Source organism: Citrobacter sp. Cc139, assembly GCF_030334645.1.
Taxonomy (GTDB): domain Bacteria; phylum Pseudomonadota; class Gammaproteobacteria; order Enterobacterales; family Enterobacteriaceae; genus Citrobacter; species Citrobacter werkmanii.
Genome location: NZ_JAOWDM010000076.1, coordinates 256,926 through 280,457 on the forward strand (window position 1 = coordinate 256,926; position 23,532 = coordinate 280,457).

Here is a 23,532-nt window from a genome sequence, read left to right on the forward strand (position 1 = left end):
GTTTTTTCCCGTACTGCACGATACGCCCGAACCGCATGAAATCGGCATTCCAAATCAACTTCCTGTTTCACAAGAAATAAATTACCTTATCTTGTCATTAGATGAAACTAATAACCCTCTAAACTAATAGCGTGATAACAAATTGAGAGGGGAAATGATGAAACGTTTTTTAAAAGCAGCAGTAATGACTACCGTGTTTATTTCCGGCATGGCGCTGGCGCAGGATGCCGTCATCCCATGGGCTACCAACAGCGGTGGTACCGAAAGCACGCATATTGCGGCAATGGGACAAAATTTGAATGCGCAGCATCAGCAGATTAGCCAGACACAGGAAGGTGTATGGGCAACAAACTCTGGCAGCATTCGGGCTGATGAAGTAGCACTTACCAGCACTAAGCCAGCGTTTAAAGGTTATCCTGAATTAATGCCGCATCAGAATTAACTCTCCCGCTCACGTCAGACACATCTTCGCTGACGTGAGCGTCTGGGCAATGACGCCAATCCCAAACTACCAGTTCTGGTAGTCATCTTATTGATATTTCCGCTAAAAAAAATTGCGCAACTGCCGATACTTTTTTCGCCATTGTGTGGCTACTGGCCGCGCGGTTAAGAGGCTCTGGACTCTTTATTACACGAAAAAAGGAAAAAACATGTCTTTAAAAAAAATCGCGGTTGTTGGCATGGTTGTCGCGACAATGACCCTGACCGGGTGTGGCGCCATGACCACCGCCGTTAAAAAACGTAATCTTGAAGTGAAAACGCAGATGAGTGAGACCATCTGGCTGGAGCCTTCCAGCGAGAAGACCGTCTACATTCAGGTGAAAAACACTTCCGATAAAGACATGAGCAATCTGCAAACCCTGCTGGCAAATGACCTGTCGGCTAAGGGCTATAAAGTGACCAGTTCGCCGGATAACGCTTACTACTGGGTGCAGGCGAACGTACTGAAAGCGGACAAAATGGATCTGCGCGAAGCTCAGGGCTTCCTGAAGACCGGTTATGAAGGGGCGGCGATGGGGGCAGCTTTAGGCGCGGGGATTACCGCTTATAACAGCAACTCCTCCGGCGCGGCGCTGGGCGTTGGCCTGGCTGCGGGACTGATCGGTATGGCTGCGGATGCGATGGTGGAGGACGTAAACTACACCATGGTCACTGACCTGCAAATCTCCGAGCGCAGCAAAGCGAAAGTGACAACGGATAACGTTGCCGCGCTGCGTCAGGGGACGTCCGGCATCAAGCTGCAAACCAGCACTGCGCAAGGCGATCGCGCAAAATACCAGACTCGTGTTGTTTCAAATGCAAATAAGGTAAACCTGAAGTTCGAAGAAGCGAAGCCGGTTCTGGAAGCTCAACTGGCGAAATCTGTCGCTAACATCCTGTAATTTGTTGCGAGTTGCCGGGGGGGGTACGCTTACCCGGCAACTCATCCTTCGACTCTGGGGATTCAGGGCGCGACAGGCTGCCAGGTTTTATCCAGGTGGTAGGCGGTTAACGCCTGTGCTTTTTGCTGCGACTCCTCGCCAAGATCCGCCTGATAGACCTTGTCATCACCGTTAACCATAAAGCTCATCACGCCAGTATGATCGTAGCTAACGGGCCAGGCAACCATCGCAAAGCCGCTGGTTTTGTCGGGAAGAATACGGAAATGATAACCGTGATAGCCTGTACCGGGTTCCTGCGGACTGAAGGCTGGTCCAAGCGGGCTTGGCGCTTCACCGGGTGAAACGGGCCAGTACAGACCATCTTTTTTCCCTTCAGAGCTGACAATCTTTTGTGCGTATGTCTGGTTCATCGCAAAGTAGCTTTGCTGAGCATCGACGTAGGCATGTAACGCCTCGATGGCAGCGAGTTCGTTGCGCCCAATCTCACGGGTCAGGATCTCTTCGGCCGCTTCCTTAATATCAAATTGCCAGCCAGAGGTGGTTTTAACCATCGGGATCGGCAGTTGCCAGTCGCTGTCTCCGACCACCAGATGCGCGGTATTGCCATCAACAACGGTGTTATGGCGAACCTTCCAGTCGCGCAGGAAGCGATCAACCGCATCAGGATCGACGCCTTCCGGCGGCAGAAACTCGCGCCAGTTTTCCCCGAGCAGGTTGTTCATCGCACTTTCATTTTGCTCACTAATAGCGTTTGCCAGCGCATTGGTGGCCTGGTCTGGCGTGCTGAAGGATTGCTGTGCCATCGCGGTGGCCGAAACCATGAACAACACCATTCCACTGAGTAGTTTATTTTTCATGTCGGTTCCCTTAACGATGACGGAATTCACGGTGTTCAGCACGACCGCCGGATAGCTGGCGAGATGGCTGGTTGCGGGCGAACTGCCTGCTTTGGGCCCCTCGCTGCTGCTGCGCCTGCCAACTGGCGGAGCGACTGTCATTGCCGCTCAGCGCATTGGCGCGCGGCTGGCTGGTCCGTTGTAGAAAATTATGTTGCTGTATATTGCGTTGCTGCGCCGGTTGCGTGATCCGTTTCTCCTGGCGCTGGGCGGCAGCCTGGCGATTTTCACGCTGCTGAGTGTTTGCCCGTTGCGCCGTTTGCGGTTTGGTATCGTAACCGCGGTAGTTATTACGCTGAGAAATTTGCTTCAGTTGTTGACTGGATGCCTGACGCTGGGCGTCTCTCGTGCCCGTACGCGCCGTTTGCGGGAAAGTTTTCCCCGTTGATTTTTCCATCTGGCTCAGGGCTGCCTGACGCTGGCTATCACGGTTGACCGGTCGTTGCTGGGTTGAGCTTAAGCCCGTTGCCGTATTAGTGGAGTGAAAGCGGTTATTGAGCTGGCTATTAGGGTACGGCACACCCTCGCGATAGGCCGGGTTGTGCTGCCAGTTACGGTTGGCGTCCGTTAGCCGTTGTCCGCTGATTTTATTGAAGTTATCAACGTTGATATTGATGTTGTTATCGCCGTTGCGGTTATACCCGCCATGGTTATCCCAGTCATCGTGATGATGGTGGTCCCAGTCATCGTCATCATCCCAGTCGATGTTGCTGAAGATGGCATAGGTTGTGGCGACACCGAGGCTGAAGCCTAAACCGTTCACGAAGCTGTTGCCAAACTGCTCGCCGGGCGTTGGCGGCAGATAGGTTGGCGGATAGGCGGTATTGGGCCAGGTGCCGTAAACCGTGTTCGGGTTATAGGTGGGGACGTACACCACCTGTGGATCGGCGGATTCAATTTTGATAATCGTTGGGCTTGTCGTGGCGGTCGTGGTAGTAGAACTGGTTGTTGACTCGCTGGTGACGGTTTTAGCCGGTGCCGCTTTTGTCACAGTAGTGACGGTCTGTTGCGGTGTCGATTGCAACGCCCCGGTTTGTTGCGCCAGCGCGCGCAGGCGTTGTACGGAGTCCATGACGTCTTTCGGTTGCGCGAGGAAAGCGTCACCCAGGCTTTGTACCCACGGTGGATTTTCACCCATCAGTGACATCAACTGTGGAAAGGCAACCAGCGATTTCACGCTGGGATCCCAGGGTTGACCAGCAACGGCCTGAATGGCGGCATCGCCCTGCATTTTGGGATTATCTTTTGACCACTGCGCGGCCTGGATGACGTTAGCCGGATAGGTTGAGGCCATCAAAATTTGTGACAGCAGTGAATCCGGATAGAGCGCGATAGGTGCCACCCACTGATCGATTTGCGCAGCCGAGTATGTCGGCGCGGCAGCAGGCGCAGGTTGGTCAACGGGAGCAGGGGCCGCTACGGGAGCTGGTGCCGGCGTTGAAGGTTGTTGTGCGACGGGGGCCGGCGCAGCGGGCTCCGTTACGCGACTTTTAACGAACATCACGCCAGAGGCGGCAAACAACCCGGCACTGCACAGAAGAACAAGCAGATGTGGCTTAAATGGCAACTTCATAAAATGACTCCAACGAGACAAGCGCTGTGCCGTGAGGCGTTCCTGTTGCCGCGAGTATCATGCACCCGTGTTTGACAGTTTTGACTTTTATTGGGGATTCAGCCGGCAGGTCCGGAAAAAGAGTGTGAGTATTTATTACACAATTATATCTGACGGCTAAAAAAACGCTGGAAAATTCAGCGCGTCACGCTTGAAAATCAACCGCTTTACGGCGCTCTTTATCCCTCTGAAATGCGTCCCGCCTCGCCGCTACACCATTCTTAACGATTCAGCCAATTTTTTATGTTGCTTTTTTGTAAACAGATTAACACTTAAAGAAAATCCTGTTATTGTGCCTTATGCGGTACCGGGCATTTACCCTACTAACTACTGTCTCACAGGAGCGTGAAGAGAATCGCCCATCAACAAAAGCGCCGCATTATGACAATGAGAGCGAGGAGATATCGTCGTGCTAGAAGAATACCGTAAGCACGTAGCTGAGCGTGCTGCCCAGGGGATTGTGCCCAAACCTTTAGACGCAACCCAAATGGCCGCACTTGTCGAGCTGCTGAAGACCCCGCCTGTGGGCGAAGAAGAATTCCTGTTAGACCTGTTGATCAACCGCGTTCCTCCTGGCGTAGATGAAGCCGCATATGTTAAAGCCGGTTTTCTCGCTGCTGTCGCGAAAGGCGACACCACCTCCCCACTGGTCACGCCAGAAAAAGCCATTGAACTGCTGGGCACCATGCAGGGTGGTTACAACATTCATCCGCTGATCGATGCGCTGGACGACGCCAAACTGGCGCCGATTGCTGCGAAAGCGCTCTCTTCAACGCTGCTGATGTTCGATAACTTCTACGATGTAGAAGAAAAAGCCAAAGCGGGTAACGAATATGCGAAGCAGGTAATGCAGTCCTGGGCTGATGCCGAATGGTTCCTGAACCGTCCTCAGCTTGCTGAAAAAATCACCGTTACCGTCTTTAAAGTGACGGGTGAAACCAACACCGATGACCTCTCTCCGGCCCCGGATGCGTGGTCACGCCCGGATATCCCTCTGCACGCCCTGGCGATGCTGAAAAACGCCCGTGAAGGCATTGACCCGGATCAGCCGGGCGTCGTTGGCCCGATCAAACAAATCGAAGCATTACAGAAAAAAGGCTACCCGCTGGCCTACGTCGGTGATGTTGTCGGCACCGGTTCCTCCCGTAAATCGGCGACCAACTCCGTACTGTGGTTCATGGGCGATGATATCCCGCATGTGCCGAACAAGCGCGGCGGCGGTCTGTGCCTCGGCGGCAAAATTGCGCCTATCTTCTTCAACACGATGGAAGATGCGGGCGCGCTGCCGATTGAAGTCGACGTGTCGAACATGAACATGGGCGACGTGATTGATGTTTACCCTTACAGCGGTGAAGTGCGCAACCACGAAACCGGTGAGCTGCTGGCGACATTTGAACTGAAAACCGACGTGCTGATCGACGAAGTCCGCGCCGGCGGCCGTATCCCGCTGATTATCGGTCGTGGCCTGACCACCAAAGCGCGTGAAGCGCTGGGTCTGCCGCACTCAGACGTTTTCCGTCAGGCGAAAGACGTGGCGGAAAGCAGCCGCGGCTTCTCTCTGGCGCAGAAAATGGTTGGCCGCGCCTGCGGTGTGAAAGGTATCCGTCCGGGCGCGTACTGCGAACCGAAGATGACTTCCGTGGGTTCCCAGGATACCACTGGCCCGATGACCCGTGATGAACTAAAAGACCTGGCGTGTCTGGGCTTCTCTTCTGACCTGGTGATGCAGTCCTTCTGTCACACTGCGGCGTATCCGAAGCCGGTGGACGTGAACACGCACCACACGCTGCCAGACTTCATCATGAACCGCGGCGGTGTGTCGCTGCGTCCGGGCGACGGCGTTATCCACTCCTGGCTGAACCGCATGCTGCTGCCGGATACCGTCGGTACTGGCGGTGACTCCCATACCCGTTTCCCGATTGGTATTTCCTTCCCGGCGGGCTCTGGTCTGGTGGCGTTTGCTGCCGCGACCGGTGTGATGCCGCTGGATATGCCGGAATCCGTTCTGGTGCGCTTCAAAGGCAAAATGCAGCCGGGCATCACTTTGCGCGATCTGGTACACGCCATCCCGCTGTATGCAATTAAACAGGGCCTGCTGACCGTGGAGAAGAAAGGGAAGAAAAACATCTTCTCTGGCCGCATCCTGGAAATTGAAGGTCTGCCGGATCTGAAAGTCGAGCAGGCGTTTGAACTGACCGATGCTTCTGCCGAGCGTTCCGCTGCCGGTTGTACCATCAAGCTGAACAAAGAACCGATTATCGAGTACCTGACCTCCAACATCGTGCTGCTGAAGTGGATGATTGCAGAAGGCTACGGCGATCGTCGTACGCTGGAACGTCGCGTGCAGGGCATGGAAAAATGGCTGGCGGATCCGCAGCTGCTGGAAGCCGATGCTGACGCGGAATACGCGGCGGTGATCGACATCGATCTGGCGGATATCAAAGAGCCGATCCTGTGTGCGCCGAACGATCCGGACGACGCGCGTTTGCTGTCCGATGTGCAGGGCGAGAAGATCGACGAAGTGTTCATCGGTTCCTGCATGACCAACATCGGCCACTTCCGCGCCGCTGGTAAGCTGCTGGATGCGCACAAAGGCCAACTGCCGACGCGCCTGTGGGTGGCTCCGCCGACCCGTATGGACGCGGCGCAACTGACCGAAGAAGGCTACTACAGCGTGTTTGGTAAGAGCGGCGCGCGTATTGAGATCCCTGGCTGTTCCCTGTGTATGGGTAACCAGGCGCGTGTGGCTGACGGCGCAACGGTGGTATCGACCTCTACCCGTAACTTCCCGAACCGTTTAGGTACTGGGGCAAACGTCTATCTGGCTTCTGCTGAGCTGGCGGCGGTTGCGGCGCTGATTGGCAAACTGCCTACAGCGGAAGAGTATCAGACTTATGTGGCGCAGGTGGATAAGACGGCGGTGGATACCTACCGTTATCTGAACTTCGACCAGCTTTCTCAGTACACCGAGAAAGCGGACGGCGTGATTTTCCAGACCGCAGTCTAATGCGCTAACGCGTTTTGTGTAAAAACGCATCAATGCCCGGAGAAGTCTGCTTCTCCGGGCATTTTTATTTCTATTCCTTATACCCGCTACGCTTTTTTTCTGCCGCGCTGCTGCGATAATTACAGCAAGGCGCAATGCGGTATTGGCGCATTGCCGGGAGCAGAGGAAGACATTATGGATTACGAATTTCTGCGCGATATTACCGGAGTGGTAAAAGTGCGTATGTCCATGGGCCACGAGGTGGTGGGGCACTGGTTTAATGAAGAAGTGAAAGAGAACCTGGCCTTACTTGATGAAGTGGAACAGGCGGCGCGTGCGGTTAAGGGCAGTGAGCGCTCCTGGCAGCGAGCAGGGCATGAATACACGCTCTGGCTGGATGGCGAAGAGGTGATGATTCGCGCCAATCAGCTTGAGTTCTCAGGCGATGAAATGGAAGAGGGGATGAGCTACTACGACGAAGAGAGCTTTTCGCTCTGCGGCGTAGAGGATTTTCTGCAAGTGGTCGCGGCGTACCGTGAATTTGTCCATCAATCCTGAGAAATTTCAGATATCAATCAAGCCGGGTGAGACGAACCCGGCTTTTTTTTCACAAAAATGATTATTTGATTTTTATTGATCATTATTAAACTGTGATCTGCCGCGTTTGCGCTTTTATTTTGATTGAATATAATCGTTATGATTTTATTTAATCACAACATAACAACAGGCGGGAAGACCATGAACATCAAGAAGGCAATAGAACGTGTACCCGGCGGCATGATGGTTGTGCCGTTGGTTATCGGTGCCATTATCAACACTTTTGCCCCGCAGGCGTTGCAGATTGGTGGATTCACCACTGCTTTATTTAAAAATGGCGCAGCTCCCCTAATCGGCGCGTTCCTGCTCTGCATGGGCGCAGGGATTAGCGTAAAGGCGGCGCCACAAGCTTTGTTACAAGGCGGTACGATTACGCTGACAAAATTACTTGTCGCCATCGCGATTGGTCTCGGGGTTGAACATCTGTTTGGCGCGGAAGGTATCTTTGGCTTAAGCGGTGTCGCCATTATTGCGGCAATGAGTAACTCCAATGGCGGGCTTTATGCGGCGCTGGTGGGGGAGTTTGGCAACGAACGTGATGTCGGTGCGATCTCTATCTTGTCGCTGAATGATGGGCCTTTCTTTACCATGATCGCATTGGGCGCGGCGGGTATGGCAAATATTCCTGTCATGGCGCTGGTGGCGGTTTTGGTACCGCTGGTGGTAGGTATGATCCTCGGTAACCTCGATGCCAATATGCGTGACTTCCTGACCAAAGGCGGTCCGTTGCTCATTCCTTTCTTTGCCTTTGCGCTTGGGGCCGGTATTAACCTGGAAATGCTGCTGCAGGGCGGTCTGGCGGGCATTCTGTTGGGGGTGCTGACCACCTTTGTTGGCGGCTTCTTTAACATTCGCGCCGACCGTCTCGTCGGAGGGAGTGGTATTGCTGGCGCTGCTGCATCCAGTACTGCAGGGAACGCGGTAGCGACGCCGTTGGCGATAGCACAAGCCGATCCATCGCTGGCAGAGGTTGCTGCTGCGGCTGCGCCGTTGATCGCAGCATCAGTCATCACGACCGCTATTCTGACGCCAATTCTTACGTCGTGGGTGGCGAAAAAGCAGGCGCGCCAGGCAGTTCAGGAGAACAAAGCATGAAAATGATCGTTATCGCCGATGATTTTACGGGGTCTAACGATACCGGCGTACAGTTGGCGAAAAAAGGCGCACGTACGGAGGTCATGCTCACACCTGCGCAGAAACCCTCTCGTCGCGCCGATGTTCTGGTCATCAACACCGAAAGTCGGGCGATGCCTGCAATGCAGGCCGCTGCAGCTGTACAACAGGCGTTAGCGCCATGGTGTGAAGAAGAAGTAACACCGCTGGTATACAAAAAAATCGACTCTACTTTCCGGGGCAATGTCGGGGCCGAAGTCACCTCAGCGATGCGTGCTGCTGGTCGGACGCTGGCCGTGATTGCGGCAGCGATCCCTGCTGCCGGGCGTACCACGCAGGATGGATTATGTCTGGTACATGGCGTGCCGCTGTTAGAGACGGAATTTGCCAGCGATCCAAAAACGCCCATTCACTCTTCTCGTATTGCTGAGCTGATCGCGTTGCAAAGCGATATCCCGGTACATGAGGTGTCGCTATCGGATGTGCGTCGGGGAAGCTTAAGTGCGCTGCTTCGCGCTTTTGCGACAGAAGGCGAATGCATGGTGGTTGTGGATGCAGTGGAAGAGCGAGATCTGTCGCTAATCGCACACGCTGTTTGCGAACAAAAACAGATGCCGTTATTGGTTGGGGCGGCAGGGCTTGCCAATGCCTTACCTGCCGGAACGTTTATGCAAGAAAAGCAGGCATTACCGGTGCTGGTTGTGGCGGGCTCAATGAGCGAAGCAACGCGACGTCAGGTGGAAAAAGCGTTGTGCCAGGGCCGGGCAACGGTGGTTGAAATCGATGCTGCACGATTGTCTGCATCGTCATTTGAGCAGGAAATGGCCTCTGTTGTTGAACAGGCTTGCGCGCAGTTGAGCCAGCAACAGCACACGATCTTGCGTACCAGTCGGCGTGCAGAAGACCGGAATATGATCGACTCGCTGTGCGCCAACCTGGGGATGAGCCGGCAACAGTTGGGAGAGCTGCTGAGTCGGCGTCTTGGAGAGATAACATTGCGGATTATTGAGCGGGCGCGTATCGGCGGTTTGTTCCTGACCGGAGGCGATATTGCTACGGCGGTCGCCAGTGCGCTGGGGGCAGAAGGGTATCGCATTCAAAGTGAGGTTGCCCCCTGTATTCCGTGTGGAACATTTGTAAACAGCGAGATTGATGACTTGCCAGTGATCACCAAAGCGGGTGGATTCGGTTCCGACACGACCCTTTGTGATGCGCTTTATTTTATTGAGGAGATGTACCGTGGTAACTAAAACTATTGCGATTACGATGGGAGATCCGGCGGGGATTGGTCCGGAAATTATTGTTAAAGCACTGCGTGAAGATGACCTTAATGGCGCCCCGCTGGTGGTGGTTGGGTGCCTGCAAACTCTGCAGCGATTACAGACCCAGGGGCTGGCTGAAGGGGTGACATTCCGCGCAATCGAAAAGGTTGCTGATGCCCGATTCGAACCGGGTACGATTCATGTGATTGATGAACCGTTGGCGCAACCCGACGAACTGGTCCCGGGAACAGTGCAGGCGCAGGCAGGCGATCTGGCCTATCGCTGTGTAAAACGGGCGACGGAACTGGCGATGAAGGGCGATGTGCATGCTATTGCGACCGCGCCGTTGAATAAAGAAGCATTACATCTTGGCGGACACAATTATCCCGGACATACGGAACTACTGGCAACGTTGACGGAAAGTCGTGATTACGCCATGGTGCTCTACACCGACAAGCTGAAAGTCATCCATGTTTCCACGCATATTGCTTTGCGCAAATTTCTCGATACGCTCAATGGGCAACGTGTTGAAACGGTGATTGGCATTGCAGATACCTTCCTGAAGCGCGTCGGTTTTGCGCATCCGCGTATTGCCGTCGCGGGGGTGAATCCACATGCCGGTGAGAATGGCCTGTTTGGTGATGAGGAAATCCGCATTGTCGGGCCTGCGATTGAGAATATGAAAGCGAAGGGGATGAATGTATACGGACCGTGCCCGCCGGATACTGTTTTTTTGCAGGCTTATGAAGGCCAGTACGACATGGTGGTGGCGATGTATCACGATCAGGGTCATATCCCGCTTAAGTTGCTTGGTTTTTATGATGGGGTAAATATCACAGCAGGTTTGCCGTTTATTCGTACCTCAGCCGATCACGGTACGGCATTTGATATCGCCTGGACGGGAAAAGCAAAATCTGAGAGCATGGCCGTATCGATCAAACTGGCAATGCAACTGGCGTAATTTACTGTTATGAAAGGCCAACACCGTCTGGATAAGATTGTGGCGTATTTGAAAAATCATACGCTGGTTACCGTGGAGCAACTGGTTGAGGCGGTTGACGCCTCTCCAGCAACAATCAGACGCGACCTCATCAAGCTGGATGAACAGGGCGTGATCAGCCGTAGCCACGGCGGTGTTGCCCTGCGACGTTTTGAAGCGGCGCAGCCGACTACCAATGAAAAGCAACTGCGATCGCCCGCTGAGAAACGGGCGATTGCGCGTTTTGCCGCCTCAATGGTGCATGCTGGCGATGCCGTGGTGCTTGATGCCGGTACCACAATGCTGGAGCTGGCAAAATGTCTGACCCATTTGCCGCTGCGCGTCATTACTGTTGATCTGCATATTGCCCTGTTTTTGTCAGAATTCCGCCAGATAGAAGTGACGATTGTTGGTGGGCGCATTGATGACAGCAGTCAGTCCTGCATTGGTGAGTTTGGACGGAAAATGTTGCGTAGCGTCTATCCCGATATCGCCTTTATGAGCTGTAACACCTGGAGCATGGACAAGGGTGTGACCACGCCAACGGAAGACAAAGCGGGACTGAAGCAAGAAATTATCGCCAATGCGCAACGGAAGGTATTACTGGCGGATAGCAGTAAGTATGGCGCGCATTCGTTATTTAACGTCGCGCCGCTTAGCCGCTTTACTGATATTGTTACCGATGTGAATTTACCGCAAGGCGCAAAGGCTGAATTAAAAGCGCAATCCGTGGCCCTGACGCTGGTACAGCCAGAGTAACGGCGGTGGATTATTTAACGTAAGCCAACAGGCTCAGGGAATCACGCGCCAGCGCTTTGCATTTTTTTGCCGTTGGGATGCCGATACCGCTGAGATCGCGATAGCTGTCCTCACCCAGCGCCTTCATGTTGAAGGTGTCGTAATTACTCAGGTCCCACTGGTTTTGCTGGGCAAAAAAGACCAGTGCGCGACGGATCTGCCCATTTGGCAAATTCTGGTATCCACAGTCATTTTTCAGAAAAACAAAAACTGCCGTTAAATCGGCCATATCTTCGGCTTCGGACTCGCTCAGCGCGTAGCTATTTGCGCATACGGCCATCAGGCTGCCGAACAAAACTGTTCTGAAAAACGTCTTCATTGCTTCTACCACTGCATCACGGAATTTAAACGTTAGCACACTGCGAGCGAAGCGACGACCTTTATTATTAGCCGTTTACTTGACCTTCCCGTAAGGGGAAGGCTTATGCTTAAAAGATAGCCTGCTTAAGCTGCTGAATATAAGGAAGTGATTATGCAACGTCGTGACTTTTTAAAGTACTCCGTGGCGCTGGGCGTCGCGTCAGCATTACCTCTGTGGAGCCGTAGCGTATTTGCCGCCGACCGTCCGGCATTGCCCATTCCAGACCTGTTAACCGCCGATGCTTCTAATCGCATTCAGTTGATTGCACAAGTCGGGCAGTCGAGCTTTGCAGGTAAAACCGCCACGACGTGGGGATATAACGGCAATTTGCTCGGACCGGCGCTAAAGCTGAATAAAGGGCAATCGGTGACGGTGGATATCCACAACCAGCTTGCCGAAGAGACGACGTTGCACTGGCACGGACTGGAAATTCCTGGTGAAGTTGACGGTGGGCCGCAAGGTATTATCCCGGCAGGCGGGAAACGCTCAGTCACTTTCACACCGGAGCAACGGGCAGCAACCTGTTGGTTCCACCCGCATCAGCATGGCAAAACCGGTCGTCAGGTGGCGATGGGGCTGGCCGGACTGGTGCTGATTGAAGATGAAGAGATCCACAAACTACTACTGCCGAAGCAGTGGGGCATAGATGATGTGCCGGTGATTATTCAGGATAAGCAGTTTTCCGCCGATGGACAGATCAACTATCAACTGGACATGATGACCGCTGCCGTCGGCTGGTTTGGCGATACGCTGCTGACCAACGGCGCGATTTATCCTCAGCATGCCGCGCCGCGCGGTTGGCTGCGTTTGCGCCTGCTGAACGGGTGTAACGCTCGCTCGCTGAATATTGCCGCCAGCGACAATCGTCCTCTGTACGTTATTGCCAGCGATGGTGGACTGTTGGCTGAACCGGTCAAAGTCACTGAACTTCCCATGCTGATGGGCGAGCGCTTTGAAGTGCTGGTGGATGTGAGCGACGGTAAAGCTTTCAATCTACTTACCCTGCCTGTGAGCCAGATGGGTATGGCGGTTGCGCCATTTGATAAGCCGCACCCGGTGATGCGCATTCAACCGCTGTTGATTACCGCTTCCGCAACGCTGCCGGATTCGCTGACATCCATGCCGTCGCTACCGTCACTGGATGGCCTGACGGTGCGCAAACTACAGCTGTCTATGGATCCGATGCTCGACATGATGGGCATGCAAATGCTGATGAAGAAGTACGGCGGTCAGGCGATGGCGGGTATGGATCATGGGAAGATGATGGACCATATGAATAATGACAATATGGGCCACGGGAAGATGAATCATGGCAATATGAACCATGGCAACATGGGGAATATGCAGCATGGCAACATGAAGCAGGCGGGATCATTTGATTTCCATAATGCTAACCGGATTAACGGTCTGGCGTTTGATATGAATAAACCGATGTTCGCTGCGGCGAAAGGGCAGCATGAGCGCTGGGTGATTTCCGGTCAGGGCGACATGATGCTGCATCCGTTCCATATTCACGGCACCCAGTTCCGCATTTTGTCTGAGAATGGCAACGCGCCTGCCGCGCACCGCGCGGGATGGAAGGACACGGTACGGGTAGAAGGCGGCGTCAGCGAGGTGCTGGTGAAGTTTGACCATGACGCGCCGAAAGAGCATGCCTATATGGCGCATTGCCATTTGTTAGAGCATGAAGATACCGGCATGATGCTCGGATTCACGGTATAAAAAAAGCCGGGTGGCGGCTTCGCCTTACCCGGCCTGTATGTCGCATCCGTAGGCCCGGTAAGCATAGCGCCACCGGGCTTTTCAGTTATTTAGCCTCGTCCGGCAACGCGTACGCCACGATATAATCGCCCATCTTCGTGCCAAATGAGCCGTGGCCTCCGGCGGAGATCACCACATACTGTTTGCCATTCACTTCATAGGTCATCGGTGTCGCCTGTCCACCTGCCGGTAGACGACCTTGCCACAATTTCTCACCGTTACTCATGTTGTAGGCGCGCAGATAGTTGTCGGCGGTCGCGGCAATGAACAGCACGTTACCGGCGGTGGAAATAGGCCCCCCCAGCATTGGCATTCCCATATTGAACGGCACCTGAATCGGCATTGGGAACGGCATGCTGTCCTGCGGTGTGCCAATACGTTTTTTCCACACTACTTCATTGGTCTTCAGATCCACGGCGGAGATGTAGCCCCAGGCTGGCTGCTTACACGGCAGGCCAAATGGCGACAGGAACGGATTCAGCGTGACGCCAAACGGCACGCCGTACTGCGGCTGAATCCCTGATTCTGTGCCGGTGCCTTTGGCATCTTTCGGCGGCTCCATCGGATTGCCAGGGCCGCGTGGGATTAGCTTCGACACAAACGGCAGCGCCATCGGGTTAGCAATCGCGACCTGACGGTTGGGATCAACGGAGATGCCGCCCCATTCAAACATCCCCAGGTTGCCGGGGAACACCAGCGTACCTTGCTCCGAAGGCGGGGTGAAGATGCCCTCATAACGCAGTTGGTGGAACATCACACGACACACCAACTGGTCGAATATGGTGGCGCCCCACATATCCGCACCGCTCAAATCTTTCTGCGGACGGAAGGTGAGATCGGAGAACGGCTGGGTTTTGCTGACGTAATCACCTTTGGCTGCGCCTTGCGGCACCGGTTTTTCCGGGGCAGGTACCACCAGTTCACCATTACGGCGGTCGAGCACGAAGATGTTACCGGTTTTCGCCGGGGCGTAAATGACCGGGACTTTCTGCCCTTTAACGGTGATATCCGCCAGCGTCGGCTGCGCCGGTAAGTCCATATCCCATAGATCGTGATGAACGGTTTGATAGCTCCAGGCCAATTTCCCGGTCGTGGCATTTAACGCCAGGATGGCGCTGGCATAACGTTCCTGTTCCGGCGTGCGGTTACCGCCCCAGATGTCCGGAGTGGTGACGCCCATCGGCAGATACACCAGATCCAGCTTCGCGTCGTAGGCCGCAGGGGCCCAGGAGTTTGGTGAGTTAAAGGTGAACGTATGTTCATCTGACGGGATGAAATTGGGATCTTTGGCGCCTGGGTCGAACGCCCACAGCAGCTTACCGGTATTCACATCGAAACCACGGATAACGCCGGAGGTTTCGCGGGTGGAGAAGTTATCGGTCACCGACCCGGCAATCACGATGGTTTTATCAGTAATGATGGGCGGCGACGTCGGCTCATACAGACCCGGCGTGGTATCCGGCATGTTGGTCTGTAAGTTAAGGATGCCTTTATTGGCGAAGGTTGCGCACAGCTTACCGGTTTCCGCGTTCAGGGCAAACAGACGGCCATCGTTCACCGGCAGGATGATGCGGCGCGGACAGTCAGCAACCACTTCCGGGCTGGCGTTATCGGCCCGTGCTTCATGATAAGAAACGCCGCGACAGGTCACGTGCTGGAAAGAGGTGTTGGTATTGAGTTGCGGATCGAAATGCCACTTCTCTTTACCGCTCGCCGCATCAAGTGCAAACAGACGCTGGTGGGCGGTACACAGATAGAGCGTATCACCAACTTTGATCGGCGTGACTTCATTGGTGATTTCACCCGGATCGTTCGGCTGTTTTAAATCACCGGTACGAAATACCCAGGCTTCTTTCAATTGATGTACGTTGTCGGCGTTAATTTGTTTTAACGGTGAGTAGCGTTGACCTTCCTGATTGCGCCCGTAAGCGGGCCAGTCCTCGTCGGCCACCGGTGAAATTGCTTCGGCCGGGGTGGTATCCGCGCTCAGCGTGCCGTGTATTTCCTGGGGATCGTTGAAACCCGCCCAGGTCAGGATCCCGCCGCTAATCAGTAGTGCGACGACCAGCGCTGTTACCGCCCCGCTGGAAGGTACGATCAGATGGCGCCAGACGAACGGCAGAATCAGCCAGATACCGAAGAAGACCAGGATATCGCTACGCGGTGTTAATGCCCAGAAATCAAACCCGACTTCCCATACGCCCCAAATCATAGTGGCGAGAAGCAGGACGGCATACAGCCAAAGCGCGGAGCGTTGACTACGCCATAGCAGGAAGGCCACGCCGAGCATGGCCAGACCCGCAATAGGGTAATACCAGGAGCCACCGATGGCGACCAGCCAGCCTCCGCCAATCAGGAGATAGAGTCCACAAAGTGCGGCGAACAGAGCACTCAGTGTCACGATAAGTCGTTGGGATCGTACGTTGTTATTTGCCATAAAAAATACCATCACAGGGGTTATTTCTTTAATAGCAGTTAATTATAGGAGTTAAAACGCGTGATGATTGTCACACAATGAACTTTATCAACAGATGCCGCGGATGAATGCTTTTGCTGGTATACTGCGTGCCTTGCGCTTAGATGCTCGCTTATTAAAAGTAAGCATTGAGTGATTTGTTTTTAAATCATATGGTTAGAGATATGAAACATACTGTTGAAGTCATGATCCCGGAAGCGGAGATCAAAGCGCGTATTGCTGAACTGGGACGTCAGATTAACGAACGTTATAAGGACAGCGGCAGCGATATGGTGCTGGTTGGTCTGTTACGCGGCTCATTTATGTTTATGGCGGACCTGTGCCGTGAAGTGCATGTCTCCCACGAAGTCGATTTCATGACTGCATCCAGTTATGGCAGCGGAATGTCTACCACGCGTGATGTTAAAATCCTGAAAGACCTGGATGAAGACATTCGTGGCAAAGACGTGCTGATTGTTGAAGACATCATCGACTCCGGCAACACGCTGTCTAAAGTGCGTGAGATTCTGAGCCTGCGCGAGCCGAAATCCCTGGCTATCTGTACGCTGCTGGATAAACCTTCCCGTCGTGAAGTGGATGTGCCGGTTGAGTTTATCGGATTCTCTATTCCAGATGAGTTTGTGGTCGGCTACGGCATTGACTATGCTCAGCGTTATCGCCATCTGCCGTACGTTGGCAAAGTAGTGCTGCTGGACGAGTAATTGGCTGGAGTGCCTGATGGCGCTTCGCTTATCAGGCCTACGGCGCAGGTTTGTAGGCCGGGTAAGGCATAGCCGCCTCCCGGCAATGTCACATTATTTATGGTTGCAGTGTTTCTGGCTGAGGTTAGATAAGCCCTGGCGATAGCGCTGCTCCAGCGTTTCGCGGCTGGTGGCGGTGACGTCGAGATCGCGCAGCAGGCCATCATGAATACCGTAGGCCCAGCCGTGAATCGTGACTTTCTGACCGCGCTTCCAGGCGGATCGCATAATCGTTGAATGACCCAGGTTATAGACCTGCTCCATGACATTCAGTTCGCACAGAGTGTCCATGCGGCGTTCCTGCGGCATTTCGCCCAGCAGTGAGCTGTGTTTAAACCAGATATCGCGAATATGCAGTAACCAGTTATCAATCAGCCCCTGTTCTTTATTTTCAATAGCCGCCTGGACGCCGCCGCATCCGTAGTGGCCGCAAATAATAATATGTTCCACTTCCAGCACATCCACCGCATACTGAACCACTGAGAGGCAGTTCAGGTCGGTGTGAATAACCAGATTGGCAACATTACGGTGGACGAATAATTCGCCCGGTTCCAGACCGGTCAATCGTTCAGCGGGAACGCGGCTATCGGAACATCCAATCCATAGAAAACGTGGATTCTGCGCATGTGTCAGCGTTTCAAAAAATCCGGGATCCTCTTCTACCAGCATCTTTGACCATAGTGCATTGTTGCTGATGAGTGTATCTATGTCTTTCATGGAGTTGTACGACCCGAAACCAGATAAATTCGATGGGCTAATATAGGGTAACTCCAGCATTAATTAAACTATATATGAAATGTCAGAACGTAAGGTAAGTAAAAAACCATGACCATTGCTCTGGAACTTCAAGAACTTAAGAAAACCTATCCCGGTGGCGTGCAGGCGCTACGCGGCATAGATTTGCAAGTCGAAGCGGGTGATTTTTATGCGCTTTTGGGACCGAATGGCGCAGGTAAATCCACCACCATCGGCATTATCAGTTCGCTGGTGAATAAAACTTCCGGACGGGTAAGCGTCTTCGGATACGATCTCGATAAAGATACGGTTAACGCTAAACGTCAGCTTGGTCTTGTGCCGCAGGAGTTTAACTTTAACCCGTTTGAAACCGTGCAGCAGATCGTGGTCAACCAGGCAGGTTACTACGGCGTTGAGCATAAAGAAGCCGTTAAGCGTAGCGAAATATATCTAAAACAGCTCGACTTGTGGGAAAAGCGTAACGAACGTGCGCGTATGCTTTCCGGCGGGATGAAACGTCGTCTGATGATCGCTCGTGCGCTGATGCATGAGCCAAAGCTGTTGATTCTCGACGAACCGACGGCGGGCGTCGACATTGAGCTACGTCGTTCAATGTGGGGCTTTTTAAAAGATTTAAACGACAAAGGCACCACGATTATTCTGACCACCCACTATCTCGAAGAAGCGGAAATGCTGTGTCGCAATATCGGTATTATTCAGCACGGCGAGCTGGTGGAAAATACCTCCATGAAGAGCCTGCTCTCTAAACTGAAATCCGAAACCTTTATTCTCGATCTGGCGCCGAAAAGTCCGCTGCCAAAACTGGAAGGGTATCAGTATCGTCTGGTTGATACCTCGACGCTGGAAGTGGAAGTTCTGCGTGAGCAAGGGGTTAACAGCGTGTTCTCACAACTGAGCGCCCAGGGTATTCAGGTATTGAGTATGCGTAACAAAGCGAACCGACTGGAAGAACTGTTTGTTTCTCTGGTGCATGAAAAACAAGGAGATCGCGCATGATGCAGCTGTATTGGGTTGCGCTGAAAAGCATCTGGGCGAAAGAGATCCACCGCTTTATGCGTATCTGGGTCCAGACTTTGGTTCCTCCCGTCATCACCATGACGCTCTATTTTATTATTTTTGGTAATTTGATTGGCTCGCGTATCGGCGAAATGCATGGTTTTAGCTACATGCAGTTTATTGTGCCGGGGCTGATTATGATGGCTGTAATCACCAACTCGTACGCTAACGTGGCATCGTCATTCTTTAGCGCCAAGTTTCAACGCAATATTGAAGAACTGCTGGTCGCTCCGGTACCGACGCACGTCATTATCGCTGGTTTTGTCGGCGGCGGCGTGGCGCGCGGGCTGTGCGTGGGCATTCTGGTTACCGCGGTGTCGCTGTTCTTTGTGCCGTTCCAGGTACATTCGTGGGTGTTTGTGGCGCTCACATTGGTGCTGACCGCGATTCTGTTCTCGCTGGCGGGCTTACTGAATGCAGTCTTCGCCAAAACCTTTGACGATATCAGCCTGATCCCAACCTTCGTACTAACACCGCTGACCTATCTGGGGGGCGTATTCTATTCGTTAACGCTGCTGCCGCCGTTCTGGCAGGGGCTGTCGCACCTGAACCCAATTGTCTACATGATCAGCGGATTCCGCTACGGCTTCCTGGGTATCCATGATGTTCCGCTGGTCACCACGTTTGGCGTGCTGGTGGTGTTCATCGCGGTGTTTTATTTGCTGTGCTGGTACCTGATCCAGCGTGGACGCGGTTTGCGCAGTTAATTCTTTCTTCCTCTCTCTGCTCGGGAGAGGAAGACTTTTGACGCTTATCACCATTATGGATTTATCACATTGATAAACTACTTGCCTGCTAAGGAGGAAGGCAATGTTAGGTTGGGTAATTACCTGTCATGACGATAAGGCACAGGATATGCTGCATCGTCTGGAGCAGAAGCACGGCCCGTTGGCCCAATGCCAGGCGGTAAGTTTTTGGCGTGGGCTCAGCTCAAATATGCTGAGCCGCATGATGTGCCACGCTCTGCATGCTACTGACTCAGGCGAGGGCGTGATCTTCCTGACGGATACCGCGGGGGCCGCACCGTACCGCGTGGCCTCGTTAATGAGCCACAAACACCCCCAGTGTGAAGTGATTTCAGGTATCAGCTATTCATTGCTTGAGCGAATGCTTTCGTCGCGGGAATCAATGAGCAGCTCTGCGTTTCGCGATTGCATTGTTGCGCTTGGCGGGCCGGAGGTCTCAAGCCTCTGGCATCAACAACAAAAAAATCCCCCCTTTGTGTTGAAGCATGATTTGTACGAGTATTAATCGTTGGTATTGATGGCGCTTTTGCTACAATAGCCGAGGTTTCTCGCCTCGGTTCGGTTATCTCATATGGTTATGCGCGTTGTGCTTATTTTGTTGCTCCTGTCTTCTGGCAGCGTAGCTGCGGCTTTGCCTGCTCGCTACATGCAAACTACCGAAGCGGCTGCCGTGTGGGCGCAGATAGGTGACAAAATGGTGACGGTGGGGAATGTTCGCGCCGGGCAGCTCCTTGCCGTAGAGCCGATAGCGGCTGACTATTACGAATTCACCTTTGGCTTTGGTACCGGGTTTATTGATAAGGGGCATCTGGAGCCTGTTCAGGGGCGGCAGAAAGTTGACGATGGTTTGGGCGATCTCAATAAACCCCTCAGCAACCAAAGCCTGATTACCTGGAAAGATACTCCGGTTTATAATGCCCCGGATGTCGGTAGCGCCCCGTTTGGCGTGCTGGCGGATAATCTGCGCTATCCCATAATCAGTAAGCTTAAAGACCGACTCAACCAGACGTGGTACCAGATCCGCATTGGTGGCAGACTGGCCTATATCAGTGCTCTGGATGCGCAGGAAGACAACGGCATCCCGGTGTTAACCTATCATCATATTCTGCGTGATGAAGAGAATACCCGCTTTCGTCACACCTCCACCACAACCTCCGTACGCGCTTTTAGCAACCAGATGGCCTGGCTACACGATCGCGGCTACACGACGCTGACGATGTATCAACTGGAAGGCTATGTACGCAACAATATGAACCTCCCGGCGCGGGCGGTGGTGCTGACTTTCGACGATGGTCTGAAGTCGGTGAGTCGTTATGCTTATCCGGTGTTGAAACAGAACGGCATGAAGGCGACGGCGTTTATCATCTCGTCACGCATTAAGCGCCATCCGCAGAAGTGGGATCCGAAATCGCTACAGTTTATGAGCGTCTCTGAACTGAATGGGATCAGGGATGTGTTTGACTTCCAGTCGCATACCCATTTTTTACATCGCGTGGACGCTCATCATCGGCCGATCCTGCTGAGCCGCAACTATCACAACATTCTGTTCGATTTTGCCCGTTCGCGTCGGGCGCTGTCCCAGTTCAATCCTCACGTCCTGTACCTTTCATATCCGTTTGGCGGTTATAACGCCACGGCGGTAAAAGCGGCGGGCGATGCGGGATTTCACATGGCGGTAACTACGGTGAGAGGGAAGGTGAAGCCGGGCGATAATCCGATGCTGCTCAAAAGGCTGTATATTTTACGCACGGATTCGCTGGAAACGATGTCGCGGCTGATCGTCAATCAGCCGCAGGGGTAAGGACTATCAGGCAACCTGGACCGGAATAGCTTTCGCGGTGCGCTTCATTTCGTTGTCGCCTTCAAAGTAGGCCACTTTCGGCCGCCATGTCCGGGCTTCTTCATCAGACATGGTGACGAAGCTGGCGATAATCACAATGTCGCCAACTTCAGCGCAATGCGCCGCCGCACCGTTCACCGAGATGATTTTGGAGCCGCGTTCAGCCGCAATCGCATAGGTTGAGAAACGTTTCCCATTGGTCACGTTCCAGATATCAATCGCTTCGTTTTCCAGAATACCGGAGGCATCGAGGAAATCCTGGTCAATGGCACAGGAACCTTCGTAGTGCAGGTCCGCCTGCGTGACTTTTACGCGGTGGAGCTTGCCTTGCAGCATGGTGCGAATCATAACTTCTATACCCTGTCGTTTATCTTGGCTAAGCAGGCGCTTGTAGCCTGCTTTGGAAATTCTCAGGCAGTATTGCCCGATTTTTAACCCCTGTCTACTGGGCTAATATAACGCTTTGATTATCGATCAAACGCGCCTGTCCCAGCCATGCGGCGACCAGAATGACCGCACGTTTGCTGTTTTCGGTGAGTTCAAGCAGCGTGTCGGCATCGCGGATCTGAATATCGTCGGCGCGGAAGCCTTTTTCATTCAGTTCTTGCGCTGCAATGGCAATCATCTCGTCCAGGTCACGCTCACCGGCCTGTAACTTTTCGCCGATGCCGCTCATCACTTTGTATAATCCCGGGGCGATTTTACGCTGCTCTGCCGTCAGATACCCGTTACGCGAGCTGAGCGCCAGACCATCTTTGGCGCGGATAATCGGCACGCCGACTATCTCAATGTCGTAGCCCAGATCGGCGACCATTTTGCGAATCAGCGCCAGTTGCTGGAAATCCTTCTCGCCAAAGCAGGCGATATCCGGCTGGATCAGGTTGAACAGCTTGCTGACGATAGTTGAGACGCCGCGGAAGTGGCCCGGACGGCTGGCGCCTTCCAGCATGGTAGAGAGGCCGGGAACATCAACGTACGTCTGGCCTTCCAGCCCCTGCGGGTAGATTTCCTCAACGGCTGGAGCAAAGACATAATCGACTTTGCGCTTGTTCAGTTTTTCGCAGTCTTCCTGCAGCGTGCGCGGATAGCGCACCAAATCTTCCGGTCTGTCGAATTGCATCGGATTGACGAAAATGCTGACGATGACCACATCAGCCCGGGCTTTTGCCTCATCAACCAGTTTCATATGGCCGTCGTGCAGATTGCCCATAGAGGGAACCAATGCGACGCGTTTGCCTTCCTGGCGCAGACGACGGATATGCTGACGCAGCAGCGGCAGGGTTTCGATAATTAACACACCTGGACTCCTTAATGGAAACTGTGTTCTTCGCCCGGATAAACGCCGGACTCCACTTCTGCCATATACTGCCGTACGGCGGCGCGCATGTCGCCCGCTTCGGCAAGGAAATTTTTCGCGAATTTTGGAATATGACCGCCGGTGATGCCAAACGCATCGTGCATTACCAGGATCTGACCATCGGTGACGTTGCCCGCGCCGATGCCGATCACAGGAATCGACAGCGCTTCAGTAACGCGCTTCGCCAGTTCAACCGGCACGCATTCCAGCACCAACAGTTGAGCGCCTGCCGCTTCTAAGGCCAGCGCGTCATCCAGCAGTACCTGCCCGGCGTCGCCGCGGCCCTGAATTTTATAGCCGCCGAAGATATTCACCGATTGCGGCGTCAGCCCCAGATGACCACAAACCGGGACGGCGCGTTCGGTGAGCATTTTCACCGTATCAACCAACCATGCGCCGCCTTCAATCTTGACCATATTGGCCCCCGCACGCATCACGATGGCCGCGTTTTCAAACGTCTGTTCCGGCGTGGCATAAGCCATAAACGGCAGGTCGGAGAGCAGCAGGCAGTTCGGCGCGCCACGGCGAACGGCGCGGGTGTGGTAGGCGATATCTTCCACGGTGACCGGCAGGGTGGAGTCGTGCCCCTGAATTGTCATGCCCAGTGAGTCGCCCACCAGCATCACGTTGATGCCTTCATCGGCGAATAATTTGGCGAAGCTGTAATCGTACGCGGTAATGGTGGCGAAGCGTTTCTTTTCCTGTTTGCATTTCTGTAACAGCGAAATGGTGGTCGGTTTCATAACATTTCCTGATGATGAAAGTCATATTTACCGGCATTCTAACAGTCACATTCAGGGGGGCAATTGATTTA

22 protein-coding genes are annotated in these 23,532 nt (G+C 53.6%); 14 read left to right on the plus strand and 8 right to left on the minus strand.

Going from position 1 to position 23,532, the window contains the following annotated elements:
- Nucleotides 1-157: 157 nt before the first annotated feature.
- On the plus strand, nucleotides 158-442 hold the full coding sequence (locus OGV69_RS10800; protein WP_060855471.1) for a hypothetical protein: 285 nt from the start codon (nucleotides 158-160) through the stop codon (nucleotides 440-442).
- 208 nt (nucleotides 443-650) lie between these two features.
- The gene (traT, locus tag OGV69_RS10805; protein ID WP_038637274.1) at nucleotides 651-1,382 is read left to right on the plus strand and encodes a conjugal transfer complement resistance protein TraT; all 732 of its coding nucleotides are present in this window, start codon (nucleotides 651-653) and stop codon (nucleotides 1,380-1,382) included.
- A 62-nt stretch (nucleotides 1,383-1,444) separates the two neighbouring features.
- On the opposite strand, the gene OGV69_RS10810 is transcribed toward traT, so the two are convergent.
- Together OGV69_RS10810 and OGV69_RS10815 are read right to left on the minus strand one after the other, a co-directional pair.
- The gene (locus OGV69_RS10810; RefSeq protein WP_069324045.1) at nucleotides 1,445-2,239 is read right to left on the minus strand and encodes a DUF2950 family protein; all 795 of its coding nucleotides are present in this window, start codon (nucleotides 2,237-2,239) and stop codon (nucleotides 1,445-1,447) included.
- 10 nt (nucleotides 2,240-2,249) lie between these two features.
- Nucleotides 2,250-3,851, minus strand: a complete 1,602-nt coding sequence (locus OGV69_RS10815) for a DUF3300 domain-containing protein (RefSeq protein WP_069324044.1) — start codon at nucleotides 3,849-3,851, stop codon at nucleotides 2,250-2,252.
- Nucleotides 3,852-4,299: 448 nt separating this feature from the next.
- Here OGV69_RS10815 and acnB point away from each other — a divergent pair, with 448 nt between their 5' ends.
- The 6 genes from acnB to OGV69_RS10845 all read left to right on the plus strand — a co-directional run bounded on the left by acnB (nucleotide 4,300) and on the right by OGV69_RS10845 (nucleotide 11,586).
- Entirely contained in the window at nucleotides 4,300-6,897 is a 2,598-nt protein-coding gene (gene acnB, locus OGV69_RS10820; RefSeq protein WP_069324043.1) for a bifunctional aconitate hydratase 2/2-methylisocitrate dehydratase, read from the plus strand.
- 174 nt (nucleotides 6,898-7,071) lie between these two features.
- Nucleotides 7,072-7,434 (plus strand): protein YacL, encoded by a 363-nt coding sequence (gene yacL, locus OGV69_RS10825; protein WP_038637284.1) that lies wholly within the window; start codon nucleotides 7,072-7,074, stop codon nucleotides 7,432-7,434.
- Between the two features lie 180 nt (nucleotides 7,435-7,614).
- Nucleotides 7,615-8,568 carry a 2-keto-3-deoxygluconate permease 1 gene (locus tag OGV69_RS10830; protein WP_069324042.1) on the plus strand — a complete coding sequence of 318 codons (954 nt, stop codon included), beginning with the start codon at nucleotides 7,615-7,617 and terminating at the stop codon, nucleotides 8,566-8,568.
- On the plus strand, nucleotides 8,565-9,836 hold the full coding sequence (gene dtnK, locus OGV69_RS10835; RefSeq protein WP_069324041.1) for a D-threonate kinase: 1,272 nt from the start codon (nucleotides 8,565-8,567) through the stop codon (nucleotides 9,834-9,836). Before OGV69_RS10830 ends, dtnK begins: the two co-directional genes overlap by 4 nt.
- Nucleotides 9,826-10,809 carry a D-threonate 4-phosphate dehydrogenase gene (locus tag OGV69_RS10840; protein ID WP_077223888.1) on the plus strand — a complete coding sequence of 328 codons (984 nt, stop codon included), beginning with the start codon at nucleotides 9,826-9,828 and terminating at the stop codon, nucleotides 10,807-10,809. Before dtnK ends, OGV69_RS10840 begins: the two co-directional genes overlap by 11 nt.
- A 9-nt stretch (nucleotides 10,810-10,818) precedes the next feature.
- Nucleotides 10,819-11,586 (plus strand): DeoR/GlpR family DNA-binding transcription regulator, encoded by a 768-nt coding sequence (locus OGV69_RS10845; RefSeq protein ID WP_038637298.1) that lies wholly within the window; start codon nucleotides 10,819-10,821, stop codon nucleotides 11,584-11,586.
- 10 nt (nucleotides 11,587-11,596) lie between these two features.
- Here the strand turns inward: OGV69_RS10845 and OGV69_RS10850 are convergent, their stop codons facing one another.
- Nucleotides 11,597-11,944 (minus strand): YacC family pilotin-like protein, encoded by a 348-nt coding sequence (locus OGV69_RS10850; protein ID WP_003018667.1) that lies wholly within the window; start codon nucleotides 11,942-11,944, stop codon nucleotides 11,597-11,599.
- A 153-nt stretch (nucleotides 11,945-12,097) separates the two neighbouring features.
- Here OGV69_RS10850 and cueO point away from each other — a divergent pair, with 153 nt between their 5' ends.
- Complete coding sequence (gene cueO, locus OGV69_RS10855) at nucleotides 12,098-13,708, plus strand: multicopper oxidase CueO (RefSeq protein ID WP_069324039.1); 1,611 nt, start codon at nucleotides 12,098-12,100, stop codon at nucleotides 13,706-13,708.
- A gap of 85 nt (nucleotides 13,709-13,793) precedes the next feature.
- On the opposite strand, the gene OGV69_RS10860 is transcribed toward cueO, so the two are convergent.
- Nucleotides 13,794-16,184 carry a glucose/quinate/shikimate family membrane-bound PQQ-dependent dehydrogenase gene (locus OGV69_RS10860; RefSeq protein ID WP_069324159.1) on the minus strand — a complete coding sequence of 797 codons (2,391 nt, stop codon included), beginning with the start codon at nucleotides 16,182-16,184 and terminating at the stop codon, nucleotides 13,794-13,796.
- A 203-nt stretch (nucleotides 16,185-16,387) separates the two neighbouring features.
- Between OGV69_RS10860 and hpt the strand changes: the two genes are divergently transcribed.
- Entirely contained in the window at nucleotides 16,388-16,924 is a 537-nt protein-coding gene (hpt, locus tag OGV69_RS10865) for a hypoxanthine phosphoribosyltransferase (RefSeq protein WP_042312274.1), read from the plus strand.
- A 93-nt stretch (nucleotides 16,925-17,017) separates the two neighbouring features.
- Here the strand turns inward: hpt and can are convergent, their stop codons facing one another.
- Nucleotides 17,018-17,680 (minus strand): carbonate dehydratase, encoded by a 663-nt coding sequence (gene can / locus OGV69_RS10870; RefSeq protein WP_038637306.1) that lies wholly within the window; start codon nucleotides 17,678-17,680, stop codon nucleotides 17,018-17,020.
- A gap of 108 nt (nucleotides 17,681-17,788) precedes the next feature.
- On the opposite strand from can, the gene OGV69_RS10875 reads away from it, so the two are divergent.
- The 4 genes from OGV69_RS10875 (at nucleotide 17,789) to OGV69_RS10890 (ending at nucleotide 21,322) form a co-directional block, all read left to right on the plus strand.
- A complete protein-coding gene (locus OGV69_RS10875) occupies nucleotides 17,789-18,715 on the plus strand; it encodes an ABC transporter ATP-binding protein (RefSeq protein ID WP_038637310.1) in 927 nt (308 codons plus the stop codon).
- Complete coding sequence (locus OGV69_RS10880) at nucleotides 18,712-19,482, plus strand: ABC transporter permease (protein ID WP_038637314.1); 771 nt, start codon at nucleotides 18,712-18,714, stop codon at nucleotides 19,480-19,482. Before OGV69_RS10875 ends, OGV69_RS10880 begins: the two co-directional genes overlap by 4 nt.
- 103 nt (nucleotides 19,483-19,585) lie before the next feature.
- Nucleotides 19,586-20,026: a PTS sugar transporter subunit IIA gene (locus OGV69_RS10885; RefSeq protein WP_069324038.1), complete on the plus strand. Its 441-nt coding sequence runs from the start codon at nucleotides 19,586-19,588 to the stop codon at nucleotides 20,024-20,026.
- 66 nt (nucleotides 20,027-20,092) lie between these two features.
- On the plus strand, nucleotides 20,093-21,322 hold the full coding sequence (locus OGV69_RS10890) for a polysaccharide deacetylase family protein (RefSeq protein ID WP_227408989.1): 1,230 nt from the start codon (nucleotides 20,093-20,095) through the stop codon (nucleotides 21,320-21,322).
- A 6-nt stretch (nucleotides 21,323-21,328) separates the two neighbouring features.
- On the opposite strand, the gene panD is transcribed toward OGV69_RS10890, so the two are convergent.
- The 3 genes from panD to panB all read right to left on the minus strand — a co-directional run bounded on the left by panD (nucleotide 21,329) and on the right by panB (nucleotide 23,461).
- Nucleotides 21,329-21,709 carry an aspartate 1-decarboxylase gene (panD, locus tag OGV69_RS10895; RefSeq protein ID WP_023178331.1) on the minus strand — a complete coding sequence of 127 codons (381 nt, stop codon included), beginning with the start codon at nucleotides 21,707-21,709 and terminating at the stop codon, nucleotides 21,329-21,331.
- 94 nt (nucleotides 21,710-21,803) lie between these two features.
- A complete protein-coding gene (gene panC, locus OGV69_RS10900) occupies nucleotides 21,804-22,658 on the minus strand; it encodes a pantoate--beta-alanine ligase (RefSeq protein WP_069324036.1) in 855 nt (284 codons plus the stop codon).
- A gap of 11 nt (nucleotides 22,659-22,669) precedes the next feature.
- On the minus strand, nucleotides 22,670-23,461 hold the full coding sequence (gene panB, locus OGV69_RS10905; RefSeq protein ID WP_038637330.1) for a 3-methyl-2-oxobutanoate hydroxymethyltransferase: 792 nt from the start codon (nucleotides 23,459-23,461) through the stop codon (nucleotides 22,670-22,672).
- Nucleotides 23,462-23,532 lie beyond the last annotated feature (71 nt).